At 63.2% G+C, this 11,803-nt stretch carries 13 protein-coding genes; all 13 read right to left on the bottom strand.

Translation table 11 applies throughout. The annotated features are described in order from the left end of the window. Positions 1–10: 10 nt before the first annotated feature. Entirely contained in the window at positions 11–1,060 is a 1,050-nt protein-coding gene (nagZ, locus tag FVE66_RS05135) for a beta-N-acetylhexosaminidase (RefSeq protein WP_151446268.1), read from the bottom strand. Further along, positions 1,057–1,449 (bottom strand): holo-ACP synthase, encoded by a 393-nt coding sequence (gene acpS / locus FVE66_RS05130; RefSeq protein ID WP_151446267.1) that lies wholly within the window; start codon positions 1,447–1,449, stop codon positions 1,057–1,059. Before acpS ends, nagZ begins: the two co-directional genes overlap by 4 nt. Then, positions 1,446–2,213: a pyridoxine 5'-phosphate synthase gene (gene pdxJ, locus FVE66_RS05125; protein ID WP_151446266.1), complete on the bottom strand. Its 768-nt coding sequence runs from the start codon at positions 2,211–2,213 to the stop codon at positions 1,446–1,448. Before pdxJ ends, acpS begins: the two co-directional genes overlap by 4 nt. 46 nt (positions 2,214–2,259) lie before the next feature. Next, positions 2,260–3,174, bottom strand: a complete 915-nt coding sequence (gene recO / locus FVE66_RS05120; protein WP_151446265.1) for a DNA repair protein RecO — start codon at positions 3,172–3,174, stop codon at positions 2,260–2,262. Between the two features lie 7 nt (positions 3,175–3,181). Then, positions 3,182–4,084, bottom strand: a complete 903-nt coding sequence (gene era, locus FVE66_RS05115) for a GTPase Era (protein WP_151446264.1) — start codon at positions 4,082–4,084, stop codon at positions 3,182–3,184. Between the two features lie 12 nt (positions 4,085–4,096). Further along, complete coding sequence (gene rnc / locus FVE66_RS05110; protein ID WP_151446263.1) at positions 4,097–5,125, bottom strand: ribonuclease III; 1,029 nt, start codon at positions 5,123–5,125, stop codon at positions 4,097–4,099. A gap of 14 nt (positions 5,126–5,139) precedes the next feature. Beyond that, positions 5,140–5,487: a DUF4845 domain-containing protein gene (locus FVE66_RS05105; protein ID WP_241673012.1), complete on the bottom strand. Its 348-nt coding sequence runs from the start codon at positions 5,485–5,487 to the stop codon at positions 5,140–5,142. A gap of 51 nt (positions 5,488–5,538) precedes the next feature. Further along, a complete protein-coding gene (gene lepB, locus FVE66_RS05100; protein WP_151446261.1) occupies positions 5,539–6,450 on the bottom strand; it encodes a signal peptidase I in 912 nt (303 codons plus the stop codon). Between the two features lie 3 nt (positions 6,451–6,453). Next, entirely contained in the window at positions 6,454–8,247 is a 1,794-nt protein-coding gene (lepA, locus tag FVE66_RS05095) for a translation elongation factor 4 (protein ID WP_151446260.1), read from the bottom strand. A 134-nt stretch (positions 8,248–8,381) separates the two neighbouring features. Next, complete coding sequence (locus FVE66_RS05090) at positions 8,382–8,633, bottom strand: glutaredoxin family protein (protein ID WP_151446259.1); 252 nt, start codon at positions 8,631–8,633, stop codon at positions 8,382–8,384. 24 nt (positions 8,634–8,657) lie between these two features. Further along, positions 8,658–10,136: a DegQ family serine endoprotease gene (locus FVE66_RS05085; RefSeq protein WP_194164351.1), complete on the bottom strand. Its 1,479-nt coding sequence runs from the start codon at positions 10,134–10,136 to the stop codon at positions 8,658–8,660. 10 nt (positions 10,137–10,146) lie between these two features. Further along, on the bottom strand, positions 10,147–11,079 hold the full coding sequence (locus FVE66_RS05080; RefSeq protein ID WP_241673011.1) for a MucB/RseB C-terminal domain-containing protein: 933 nt from the start codon (positions 11,077–11,079) through the stop codon (positions 10,147–10,149). A 117-nt stretch (positions 11,080–11,196) separates the two neighbouring features. After that, the gene (locus FVE66_RS05075) at positions 11,197–11,790 is read right to left on the bottom strand and encodes a sigma-E factor negative regulatory protein (RefSeq protein ID WP_161993186.1); all 594 of its coding nucleotides are present in this window, start codon (positions 11,788–11,790) and stop codon (positions 11,197–11,199) included. Positions 11,791–11,803: the final 13 nt, after the last annotated feature.

Genomic DNA, 11,803 nt, shown 5'->3' with positions numbered 1-11,803 from the left:
CGCTTGCGCCTCAACCCGCGCGCAGTTCTCCGATCACGCGGCGCGCGTCCAGATAGCGTTCGTCAGCCTGCAGTTGCTCCCAGCTGGCTGCGCCCGGTTGCGGCACCAGTGCGCTGATGCGCGCGGCGGACGCGGCGAAGCTGGCGGGCAGCTTCAGTTCGCTCAACAGCTGGTCGGCCTTGTCCGGGGCATTGCAGATCAGGACCATGTCGCAGCCGGCGGCGAGCGCGGCGCGGGCGCCGTCGGTCACGCCGCCTGCCACGCTGGCGCCTTCCATCGACAGGTCGTCGCTGAAAATGACGCCCGTGAAATGCATGTCACGGCGCAGCATGGTCAGCCATTTTTTCGAGAATCCGGCCGGATGCTTGTCCACTTCCGGATAGATCACATGGGCCGGCATCACGGCGGACAGGCTGAGGCCGAGCCAGCCGTAAGGCGCTGCGTCCTCTTCGACGATCTCCTTGCGCGCGCGCTCATCAACCGGTATGTCGACATGCGAGTCGGCTTTGACGAAACCGTGGCCGGGGAAATGCTTGCCGCAGTTGGCCATGCCGGCCAGCGCCAGCCCGTGGTTCAGGCTCTTGGCCAGCAGGGTCACCACGCGCGGATCGCGGTGGAAGGCGCGGTCGCCGATGACGCCGGATTCGCCGTAATCAAGATCGAGCACTGGCGTGAATGACAGGTCGACGCCGCAGGCGCGCAGTTCGGCAGCCAGCACGAAGCCGACCGCGGTGGCGGCACGGGTCGCTGCCAGCACGTCAGCATCCCACAGTTGGCCTAGCGCGCGCATCGGCGGCAGGCGCGTGAAGCCGTCGCTGCGAAAACGCTGCACCCGTCCGCCTTCATGGTCGACCGCAATCAGTACACCCGGCCGCGCCGCGTGGATGGCGCGAGTCAACTCGACCAGCTGCCGCCGGCTTTCAAAGTTGCGCGCAAACAGGATGACGCCGCCGGTGAGCGGATCGGCAATGCGGCGCAGGTCGTCCTGATCGAGTTTGGTGCCGACCACGTCCAGCATCACGGGTCCCAGGAGCTGCGCTGCCGTGTTATCCATACTCATGCTTTCTCCACAATGACGAAGGCGACCGCATAGTCGGCCTCGTCGGTTATCGATACCTGGGCGGTCAAGCCGTTCCGGGTCATGAATTCCTGCAGGCTGCCTGAACATACGGCGATCGGCTGGCCGCTCGGCGCATTCAGCGTTTGCATCGCACGCCAGGTCATCGGCATGCGCATGCCCAGCCCTAGCGCCTTGGAAAATGCTTCCTTCGCGGCGAAACGGGTCGCCAGGAAGCGCACGCCGCGCGCTTCCACCTTGGCCCGGCGGCGCCGGAACTTGGCCAGTTCGTCCGGACCCAGCACGCGCTCGGCGAAGCGTTCGCCGTTGCGGGCGAGCGCGCCTTCTATGCGCGATATCTGGATGATATCCGTGCCGATGCCATAGATCATTGGTGCAGCGCCTCCCGCCGCGCCACGGTCATGATCGCCTTCATGTCGCGCACCGCCTTCTGCCAGCCATCGAACACGGCCTGGGCCACGATCGCATGGCCGATATTGAGCTCGGCAATCTCCGGGATCGCGGCGATTGCCTGGACGTTGGTGTAGTGCAGGCCATGACCGGCATTGACTTTCAGTCCCTGGCGCACGCCTTCCTGCACGCCGGCGCGTATGCGGACCAGCTCCTGCGCCTGCTGTGCACCGCTTTCGGCATCGGCATAGCGGCCAGTGTGCAGCTCGATCACAGGCGCGCCAGCCTGGGCCGCGGCCCGGATCTGGCTTTCATCGGCGTCGATGAACAGGCTGACGCGGATGCCCTCGCCCTGCAGGCGGCGCACCGCGGCCTGCACCTGGTCGAAATAACGCACCACGTCCAGCCCGCCCTCGGTCGTGACCTCTTCGCGCCGCTCGGGCACCAGGCACACGTCCTGCGGCCGGATCCGACAGGCGAAGTCGAGCATTTCTTCGGTGACTGCCGATTCCAGGTTCATGCGCGTGCCCAACAAGGGCCGGATCGCTTCGACGTCGGCATCGCGGATATGGCGGCGGTCTTCGCGCAAGTGCAGCGTGATGGCGTCAGCCCCCGCCTCTTCGGCCAGCAAGGCGGCACGGACCGGATCGGGGTAAGGGGTGCCGCGGGCGTTGCGCAAGGTGGCGACGTGGTCGATGTTGACACCGAGTTCAATCATCGGAGGATTCGGTTGCAGGAAGCTCATGCTCGATCAGGTTCAGTAGTGCAGTGTTATCAAGGCGCGACCCGGCTCATAGCTGAGTCAGGTCAATCAATATCTGGCGCGTGGAAAGCGGGGTACCGCCCAGGTGGTGGGCCAGCAAGAAGCGCAGCAGCAGCTTGCTCTGGGCTTGGGTCACGCTGTCGCTGTAGTCCCCGCGGTCCATGTCGAGCAGCGTCTTGCCGGCCACCACCGGCCCCTGTTCGGATGCCATTGCTTCGCGCGCGCCCTGTTCGGGGTCGACCACATAGGCGAGCTCGGGGTCGACCGCGCGGCCGCTGCGGGCGCTGACGGTGATATCCGCAGCCACGCCGGTCTCCTTCAGCAAGGCCAGTTCGAACTTGCGCAGCACGACCGGCGCCGGCTCATTGTGGGCCAGCTGGTTGAGGGTGGCAACGTAATGATCGAACAGGACCGGATGCGGGTCGTCGCGGGCGATCATCCGCACCAGCAGTTCATTCAGGTAGAAACCGCACAGCAGCGCCGATTTTTCCAGCGGCAGCATGCCGCCTACCCATTCAGCCGCGGTCAGCGTGCGGACCTCGGATTTTCCGCTCCAGCCCACCGCCAGCGGCTGGAAGGTCTGCAACACGCCGCGCAGGCGCGAATGGGGGCGCTTTGCGCCTTTGGCGATCAGGGCGATCCGGCCGTAATCGCGCGTGAACATGTCGACGATCAGGCTGGTTTCCTTGTACGGATAGCTGTGCAGGACAAATCCTGGCTGTCCGGTGATGCGGGTGTCGCGAACCGGAGCCCGGGGCCGCCGGGCCGGCGCGCTTGGCACGGTTGGCACGGTTGGCACGGTTGGCGTGATGCCATCTTGCGGGGCCGGGGCAGAATCTGGAGCAGCCGCCGGAGCAGCCGGGACCGTGCCAGCGGCGGGACTGTCGACCGTAGCGGTCACCGGCGCCTGGTCGTGCTGGTCACGGGACACTGTGTCGATCATGCCCGGGTTACTCGTATCCGTATGCCCGCAGTCGCGCTTCGTTATCGGCCCAACCGGATTTCACCTTGATCCAGATTTCCAGATAGACCGGGCCACCGAACAGTTTCTCCATGTCGAGCCGGGACTGGGTGGAGATTTCCTTGAGCCGCGCGCCCTTCTGTCCGATCACCATTGCCTTGTGGCTGTCGCGTTCGACCAGGATCGCCGCAAACACCCGGCGCAGATTCCCTTCCTGTTCAAACTTCTCGATCAGCACTGTGCTGGTGTAAGGCAGTTCTTCACCCACCAGCCGGAACAGCTTCTCGCGCACGATTTCCGAGGCCAGGAAGCGTTCGCTGCGATCGGTGATGTCGTCTTCGCCGAATACCGGCGGATTCTCCGGCAGCAGCTTCTCGATCTCGGATTGCAGGGCATCGAGCTGGAAGCGCTTGGCGGCCGACACCGGAACGATCGAGGCAAAAGCAAAGCGGCTGGCCACCTGCTGGGCAAAGGGCATCAGCTTGCCCTTGTCCTTGACCTGGTCGGCCTTGTTGATGACCAGGATCACCGGCACATCCGTCGGCAGCAGCGCCATCACCTGCTCGTCCGCTTCGGAGAATGCGCCGGCCTCGACCACGAACAGGATCGCGTCCACGCCGCCGAGCGTGTCCGTTACCGTCCGGTTCAGCTTGCGGTTGAGCGGATTGGCGTGGCGGGTCTGGAAGCCGGGCGTGTCGATGTAGATGAACTGGGCCGACGGCGTGGTCTGTATTCCGGTGATCCGGTGGCGCGTAGTCTGCGCCTTGCGCGAGGTGATGCTGACCTTCGCCCCGATCATTTCATTCATCAGGGTCGATTTGCCGACATTGGGCCGTCCGACGATTGCGATGTAGCCGCAACGGTAGCCAGGTGATGCTGTTGGTGTGGTCATTCGCTCGGCAGTTTATGCCGTCCTTGACTGGTTGAGCAGAGGGGGTTCGAACAGGTCCGGTTCGGACTGCTGTCCGGCTGCGGGCGGCGCCATCGAAGCCTGGCTGTCCGGTTCAGCTCCAGGCAGGCCAGCTACAGCGGGCTTGCCTGCGGCGTTGGCATGTACGGCCGCAGTCTCGATGTCGCTGCCAGCTGGCGCCGGATTGTCACGTGACTTGTCCGCCGGCTTTTCAGCACGGGCAGCGCGGCCAGGCTTGGCCGCGCCATCCGGCTCGCTGGACGGCGCCTCCGGTTGTATGGTTGCAATGCCCGCCAGCTTGAGCTGGGCGGTGCGCGGCTTGGTCTTGCGGGCAGCGCCGGGGGTCTTCACCAGCACGCCTTGCACTGCCTCGAGCGCGAGCTTGGCAGCCGCCTGCTCGCCGGCACGGCGGCTGCCGCCGGTCCCGAACACGTGGATATCAAGCTTGGGCACCAGGCATTCGATCTCGAACTGCTGGTTGTGCGCGGCGCCATGGGTCGCAACCACGTTGTACTGGGGCAGTGGAATTTTTTTGCCCTGCAGGAACTCCTGCAACAGCGTCTTGGCATCCTTGCCCAGGGTCTTGGGGTCGACCGTGTCGAGGATGGGGATGTAGAGCGAGCGGATCGACTTGCGCGCGGCCTCGAAACCACCGTCGAGGAAGATGGCGCCAAACAGCGCTTCCAGGGTGTCGGCGAGAATGGAAGGCCGGCGGAATCCGCCGGACTTCAGCTCGCCCTCGCCCAGCCGCAGGAATTGCGACAGTTCAAGGCGCTGCGCAATTTCGTACAGCGACTGTTGCTTGACCAGGTTGGCGCGCAGGCGCGACAAGTCGCCCTCGTCGATCTTGGCATACCGGTCGAACAGCAGCGAGGCGACCACACAGTTCAGGATCGAATCGCCAAGGAATTCCAGGCGTTCATTATGCAGGCTGCTGTGGCTACGATGCGTCAACGCCTGCTGCAGCAATGCAGCATCCGTAAAATCGTGGCCCAGCCTGGTCTGCAGTAGATTCAAATCCATTTTGCCGCCAAAGGCTATTTCGCCTTGGCTTTCCCATTCGGCGAGGTCGAAGCCTCGTAATCGATCACCAGGCTGGCGGGACCCGCCAGCGGTATTTTTTTCTCATAGGCGAAGCTGATGTCCCAGGCCTCGCCATTACGCACTATCTCCAGATCCTTGCCGGAAATCGACTTGATATCGTTGATATCCGCCTGCTTGTCGAACGATGCCCGAATCTCGGGCGGCGTCGACGCTGCGCCCTTGGCGTAGACAATCGCTTTCTTGGCCGCCATGTATTCGGTGACTGTCGGCAACAGCTTCAGGCCGAATGCACCGAGTACGCCCAGGATGACCAGCACAAACACCAAGCCGCTGAGGGACACGCCTGCCTGCCTTGAATTTGACCGCACGTGCATCAATTCGCTCCTTTTCATTTACTGAAAACTGCCGATCCGCTTCAGGTTGCCCAGGTTCATCCAGACAAAGAACGCACGGCCTACGATGTACTCGTCCGGCACGAACCCCCAGTAACGGCTGTCCAGGCTGTTGTCCCGATTATCTCCCATCATGAAGTAATGTCCAGCCGGAACGGTACAGGTGAAGCCCTCGGTATCGTAAGTGCAGTTGTTACGCCCTGGGAAATTGTCCGGATTCATTACATAGGATGGAGCCCGGTCGTCGTTCAGGATCTTGTGCTGCACCCCCGTCAGGTTCTCGCCCCACTGACGGGAGTAGGTGAGCGTCCCTTCGTCCAGGAAATCAGGCAGCTTGGTGTAAGAAAGCTCTTTACCATTAACCGTCAAGCGCTTGTTTTTATAGGTTATTTTATCACCAGGCGTTCCGATCACCCGCTTGATGTAGTCGAGCGATGTGTCTTTCGGGTATTTGAACACCATGACATCGCCACGCTGGGGCGTGCCGAGTTCGATGATTTTCTTGTTGATCACCGGCAGCCGCACGCCATAGGTGAACTTGTTGACGAGGATGAGATCGCCGATCTGGAGCGTAGGAACCATGGAACTCGATGGAATCTTGAACGGCTCGAACAGGAAGGAGCGCAACACGAAAACCAGCGCGATCACCGGGAAGAAACTGCCGGAATACTCGATCCAGGTCGGCTGGCGCAGGATTTCCGCTGCCACCGCGCTACGGCCGGCATCGTCCATCCGGACGCCCTCGCCCGCCAGCCTGGCGTGCCGCGCATCGTATTCGGCAAGCGCGGCATCGGCCCGCGCGCGCCGCTGGCGGGCCAGCCAGAACACGTCAAGAAACCAGATGATGCCGGTGACGACTGTCAGGAGGAACAGGATCAGGGCGAAATTGCCCAGCAAGGCTTGCAAGCTCATTGGTTATTTATCGTCCACTTGTAATATCGCGAGGAAAGCTTCCTGTGGCACTTCCACGGATCCAACCTGCTTCATGCGCTTCTTGCCGGCCTTCTGCTTCTCCAGCAGCTTGCGCTTGCGGCTGATGTCGCCGCCGTAGCACTTGGCCAGCACGTTCTTGCGCAGGGCCTTGACGTTCTCGCGGGCCAGGATGTTGGAGCCGATCGCGGCCTGGATGGCGACGTCGAACATCTGGCGCGGAATCAGTTCGCGCATCTTGGCCGCCACCGCCCGGCCCCGGTACTGACTGTTCGCCCGGTGCACGATGATGGCCAGCGCGTCGACCTTTTCGCTGTTGATCAGCATGTCGACCTTGACCACGTCAGCCGCCCGGTATTCCTTGAACTCGTAGTCCATCGAGGCGTAGCCGCGCGAGGTCGATTTCAGCTTGTCGAAGAAATCGAGGACGATCTCGGCCATCGGCATTTCATAGGTCAGCTGGACCTGCTTGCCGTGATAGCTCATGTTGGTCTGCACGCCGCGCTTCTGGGTGCACAGGGTGATCACCGACCCCACGTACTCCTGCGGCATGTACAGGTTGACGGTGACGATAGGCTCGCGGATTTCCTGGATCTTCGGGGGATCCGGCATCTTGGATGGATTGTCGACCATCAGGATGCTGCCATCATTCATCAACACCTCATAAATCACGGTCGGTGCCGTGGTGATGAGGTCCATGTCGAATTCGCGCTCAAGCCGTTCCTGCACGATTTCCATGTGCAGCAGCCCAAGGAAACCACAGCGGAAGCCGAAGCCGAGCGCCTGCGACACCTCCGGTTCGTACTGCAGCGCAGCATCGTTGAGCTTGAGCTTTTCCAGCGAGTCGCGCAGCGCGTCGTACTGGTTGGCCTCGACCGGGAACAGGCCGGCGAACACTTGCGGCTGCACTTCCTTGAAACCGGGCAGCGCCGCCTCGGCCGGCTTGCCGACCAGGGTGACGGTATCGCCGACCTTGGCGGCCTTCAGTTCCTTGATGCCGGCAATGACGAATCCGACCTGCCCGGCAGACAGCGTCTCGCGGCTGAGCGACTTGGGCGTGAACACGCCAACACTCTCGACCAGATGCTGGGAGCCGCCAGCCATCAGCAATATCTTGTCCTTCGGGCGCAGGGTGCCGTTGATGACCCGCACCAGCATGACCACGCCGACGTAATTGTCGAACCAGGAATCGACGATCAGTGCCTGCAAGCGGGCATCGGGATCGCCCTTGGGCGGCGGCACCTTGGCGATCAACGCTTCCAGCACATCCTCCACGCCGAGTCCGGTCTTGGCCGAGCAGCGCACCGCGTCGGCGGCGTCGATGCCTATCACTTCCTCGATCTCGGCGATGGCGTTCTCGGGATCGGCGGAAGGCAGGTCGATCTTGTTCAGCACCGGCACCACTTCCACCCCGAGTTCGATCGCGGTATAGCAGTTGGCGACCGTCTGCGCTTCCACGCCCTGCGAGGCGTCGACCACCAGCAGGGCGCCTTCGCACGCCGACAGCGAGCGGCTGACTTCGTAGCTGAAGTCAACGTGGCCCGGGGTGTCGATCAGGTTCAGGTTATAGACCTGGCCATCGCGCGCCTTGTAAGACAGCGCCGCGGTCTGGGCCTTGATGGTGATCCCCCGTTCGCGTTCCAGGTCCATCGAGTCCAGCACCTGCGCTTCCATCTCGCGATCGGACAGGCCGCCGCAGATCTGGATGATGCGATCCGCGAGCGTCGACTTGCCATGGTCGATATGGGCGATGATGGAAAAATTCCGGATGTTCTTCATTAACAGGATTGCAATATAAAAAAAGCGCTGTTTGCGGGATGCCGCAATCGAGCGCCTGATGCCGTAGGAGTCGGGGGCATTTTACCGGAAAACAGGGGGGAAAGCCCGTGCCATCGGGCACAGCCGGGTACGGCTCAGGCGGCGAGGAAGGCGGAAAGCCGGGCCGGATCGAGAAAATAGTGGCAGATCCGTTCGGGTCCGGCGCCCGGCTTCGCCGCAAAAAGCACCGGCACCAGCTCGTCGTACAGCTCGACCAGTGCCGGATCAGCATCGACGTCGATGACGTCGACGCTGTAGTCGGTACCGACCGGGAATGCCTTCAGTGCGATGAGCATGTCGTCGCACAGATGGCACCAGGTGCGGGAGTAGAGGGTGAAGCGGATCAACGGAAAGTCAGCCCACCGCCAGGGTCACGGCTTCACCGGCACGAACTGGGTCGCCTCGCCGCGCCGAACCAACAACAAGGGCGCCCGCTTCGGGTCCAGCTTGGAGACCACCGCCGCGAACTGCTTCGTATCCTTGACATCGGTGTTGTTGATACGCAGGATCAGATCGCCCGGGCGCAGGCCGGCTCGGGCAGACGGGCCCTCGGCCACTTCCACCAGTACGCCGCCATCCACGCGCAATTCCTTCTTCTGGGCGTCGGTCAGGTCCATCACCCCCAGTCCGAGGAAGTTGGTCGGCTGCTCGGGCTTGGCCTTGCGTTCTTCCTTCTTCGCCGCCGCCTTGTCCGACTCCATCTCGGCCACGATGATGGGAACGTCACGGCCAGCGCCCTTGCGCCAGATCGACAGCGTCGCCTTCGATCCCGGCTTGGTGCTGCCGACCAATCGCGGCAGGTCGCTGGATTTTTCGATCGGCGTACCGTTGTAGCGCAAGATGATGTCGCCCGCCTCTATGCCAGCCTTCTCGGCCGGCGCACCGGCTTCGACCCGCTGCACCAGCGCGCCCTGCGCGCGCGGCAGGCCGAGCGATTCAGCCACCTCCTTGGTGACCTCGCCAATCGCCACGCCGATGCGTCCGCGCGTCACCTTGCCGCTCGTGCGCAACTGCTCGGCAACCCGCATCGCCTCGTCGATCGGAATCGCGAACGAAATGCCCATGTAGCCACCCGAGCGGCTGTAGATCTGGGAGTTGATTCCAATCACCTCGCCCCGCATGTTCAGCAGCGGACCGCCGGAATTGCCGGGGTTGACCGCGACGTCGGTCTGGATCAGTGGCAGGTAGTCGCCGGTATCGCGCGCCTTGGCCGAGACAATCCCGGCAGTCACCGTGCTTTCCAGGCCGAACGGCGAACCGATCGCAATCACCCATTCACCAGCACGCACCTTGCTGGAATCGCCAATGGCCACGCGCGGCAGGTTGCTGCCCTCGATCTTGACGACGCCAACGTCGCTGCGCTTGTCGATGCCGACAATCCTGGCCTTGAATTCACGCTTGTCGGTGAGCGTAACGAACACCTCGTCGGCGCCATCAACCACGTGCGCATTGGTCAGGACATAGCCGTCGGCGGAAGTGATGAAGCCGGAACCGACGCCGCGCGGCACCAGTTCGTCCGACTTGGGTGCCGGGCTGCGTCCACGCGGGGCGGGACTGGGTTGCTGCTGGCGCGGCACCGGAATGCCAAAGAAGCGACGGAAGAACTCCTGCATTTCTTCATCATCGGGGCTGGCAACGCCGCCGTTTCCGTTCAATTTGACGCGCTCGCTGGTGCGGATGTTGACGACTGCCGGGCCGACTTTATCGACCAGGTCGGCAAAGTCGGGCAAACCGGCCGGAGCGGCCGCGACGGCCGGCGTCACCAAGCCAGCGAGGGGGAGAACGAGAACCACCGCTGCGCTCAACGCGGCAGCGACTATTCCGGACCTGAACTGCAATATCGATTTCATATGCACTCTTCTACTTTACGGGCCTGAATTCAATCGAACTGGCGACCTGACGGATCGCCTCAGAGGGTACTTCGCCGACAATGGTAAGCCAAAAATCACCCTGTCGCTTGCCGACGATATTCATCGCGCCCTGGCGGACAGACCCCTCGGTGCGGCTCTGCGAGGCCGGCTCGATGAAAATCGAAATCACCGCAATGCCGTCGGAAAAAACGATTTGCGACACTTCGCGCCGCGACGGACCTTTCGCCGTTCCTTCGGACAGTCCGGTGTCGATGACCAGGCGCCTGATCTCGCGCACCTTGCGGAACCCGGCCGGAATGCCGCCCACCGACCAGTTCGACAGATCGGCGCCTTGCATCACTGCGTTTTCCACACGCCAGCCGCGCGTGTCCGCCACGCGCGGGCGGACCCGGCTGCGCTCAATGCGCCCGATCTCCAGTTGTGTAAACGTGATTTGCTCCACCACGTCACCGTTCTCGCCGGTGGTCTGCACCCGCAGCAGCAGGCCGCTGGCGCGCTCTGTCCACAGCGCGTAACCGTATCGCAGCTTGTCCTTCGGCTGGAGCGTGACGGAATCGGCTTCGAAACCGGCGACCCGGCCGCTTGCGCCCTTGCGTATCGTGTAGTGCGCGGCCAATTCCGCCGGCGTGGCGGAAATGATGGCGGGGAAGACGTCCTGTGTTACCCGCTTCTCGAGCAGCAGCGTGCGCGATTCCGGCACGTAGCAGACGATCTCGTCGTTGGTGCGTATGTATTCGCGCGGACGACCGTCGAGGACCTCCAGCTTTTCCAGTTCGTTGCGGCCTTCCACCAGGTGCGTGATGCGCGAGGTGCGGATCTGGCTGCCCTGCTGGTAGACGAATGTGCCGGAATAGGCCAGGCGCTGCGCTGCAGTCTGCGCACGGCGCAGCAAGGCTTGCGCGTCCGCACCTGCCGCACTCACGGCCGGGGCCGGGTCCGATCCGGTACGCCCCGCCGTCTGCGCATGCGCGGCCGTCGCGAGGATTGCTGAACAGACGAGGAGCAGCCTGGGAATAGCCAGCATCCGGCGCATGGTGCCCTATTTCGCCGATGAACCGGCGAACGCCGCCGGGCCGGCAAATTGCGCGGCGCCGTCGACAGCCGGCGAGATGCGCTGGTGGGCCTGCACGTATTGATCCAGTTCCGACGCGCGCAACACGATCGCACTGCCTGCAGCTGCCGGCGCGGCAGCTGCCATCACGGACGCGTGCGAGATCGACTGGCTGGCGGCGGCAACGACCGAATCCTGGCGGACGGAGGGATTATCTTTCAGGCTCTTGAGGACCGGCGGCGTGAGTATGAAGGCCAGCGCCGCGACCGCGGCCGCGGCGAATGCGGGCACGGCAAAGCGTCGAACCGGGCTGGCCTGCTTCTTCGCCGCGGGGCTGGCAGCAGGCGCCAGCACGGTCGGCTCGGCTTCCAGTCGCGCCGCCATGCGGGCGGAGAAGCCGACAGATAGCGGCACATCCATGTCAGCACTGCGGATCATGTCGCCAACCTGATGGTAAGCATCCCAAGCGGCGCGCCCTTCCGGCGTCTTGAGTTCCTCCAGCACATCGTCGATCTCTGCGTCGGAGAGTTCACCGTCGGCGAAAGCCGAAATCCTGGCATGCATGCTTGTCTTGGTATTCATTATCCTGCTCGCG

This window comes from Lacisediminimonas profundi, from assembly GCF_008831265.1.
In the GTDB taxonomy this organism is placed as follows: Bacteria; Pseudomonadota; Gammaproteobacteria; order Burkholderiales; family Burkholderiaceae_D; genus Lacisediminimonas; species Lacisediminimonas profundi.
Note: the sequence above shows the minus strand (reverse complement) of the source record. Positions and strands in the feature narration are given on the sequence as shown.

Excerpts from the sequence above, each read along its gene's own strand:
- era (WP_151446264.1), bottom strand. The coding sequence starts at position 4,084 with ATGACCACACCAACAGCATCACCTGGCTACCGTTGCGGCTACATCGCA.
- FVE66_RS05085 (WP_194164351.1), bottom strand. The coding sequence starts at position 10,136 with ATGAAATCGATATTGCAGTTCAGGTCCGGAATAGTCGCTGCCGCGTTG.
- rnc (WP_151446263.1), bottom strand. The coding sequence starts at position 5,125 with ATGGATTTGAATCTACTGCAGACCAGGCTGGGCCACGATTTTACGGAT.
- FVE66_RS05075 (WP_161993186.1), bottom strand. The coding sequence starts at position 11,790 with ATGAATACCAAGACAAGCATGCATGCCAGGATTTCGGCTTTCGCCGAC.
- lepA (WP_151446260.1), bottom strand. The coding sequence starts at position 8,247 with ATGAAGAACATCCGGAATTTTTCCATCATCGCCCATATCGACCATGGC.
- recO (WP_151446265.1), bottom strand. The coding sequence starts at position 3,174 with ATGATCGACACAGTGTCCCGTGACCAGCACGACCAGGCGCCGGTGACC.
- pdxJ (WP_151446266.1), bottom strand. The coding sequence starts at position 2,213 with ATGAGCTTCCTGCAACCGAATCCTCCGATGATTGAACTCGGTGTCAAC.
- lepB (WP_151446261.1), bottom strand. The coding sequence starts at position 6,450 with ATGAGCTTGCAAGCCTTGCTGGGCAATTTCGCCCTGATCCTGTTCCTC.
- acpS (WP_151446267.1), bottom strand. The coding sequence starts at position 1,449 with ATGATCTATGGCATCGGCACGGATATCATCCAGATATCGCGCATAGAA.
- nagZ (WP_151446268.1), bottom strand. The coding sequence starts at position 1,060 with ATGAGTATGGATAACACGGCAGCGCAGCTCCTGGGACCCGTGATGCTG.